Genomic DNA, 726 nt, shown 5'->3' on the forward strand with positions numbered 1-726 from the left:
GCGCCCAGCAGCGACGCCGCGCCGATGCGCAGCGCGGCGCCGCCGCGTTCGAACTGCTCCAGCAGCCGCGCCAGCATCGCGACGATCCGCTCCGCCGACGCCTCCGACACGCGCTGGCGATCGTAATGCAGGCGCAAGCGCAGACGCTCGCCGGGAATCGCGACCACGGTCAGCGGATAGTTGGTCTGTTCCACCACCTCGATGTCGCCGACGCCCAGCCGTTCCCGATAGCGCGTCGCGTCCGCGCGCGCCGGATAGTTCTCGAACACCACCAGGCTCTCGAACAAGGGCGCGCCCGGGGCCACGCCGCTCCAGCCCGGAATCGCGTGCAGCGGCGTATAGGCGTAGGCTTCGGCGTCCACATGCCGGCGATGCAACTGTCTGAGCCAGTCGCCCAGCGTCTGCGCGGCGTCGACGGTCGCGCGCGTCGGCAGCGCGTTGACGAAGAGCCCCACCATCTGCTCGACCCCGCGCAGCGCGGCCGGCCGGCCGGACACGGTGGCGCCGAACACCACGTCGTCGCGGCCGCTCGCTCGCGCCAGCAGCAAGGCCCAGGCGGCCTGGATCACCGTGCTCTGCGTCAGCTCGCAGGCGCGCGCCAGCCGCTGCAGGCCCTCGCTCGTCCGCGGGTCCAGCTCGCGTTCCAGCAAACCGTGGCCGCACGCGCGTTCCGGGCCGGCCTCCTCGGCCAGCGGCAAGGGCGTGGCCGCGCGCACATCGCCCAGC

1 protein-coding gene is annotated in these 726 nt (G+C 73.4%); it reads right to left on the reverse strand.

Annotation, left to right across the window (positions count from 1 at the left end):
- A partial coding sequence (locus LQT98_RS23930; protein WP_231465762.1) for a condensation domain-containing protein occupies positions 1-726 on the reverse strand: 726 nt, incomplete at both ends.

Source organism: Chromobacterium aquaticum (genome assembly GCF_021129195.1).
Classification (GTDB): domain Bacteria; phylum Pseudomonadota; class Gammaproteobacteria; order Burkholderiales; family Chromobacteriaceae; genus Chromobacterium; species Chromobacterium aquaticum.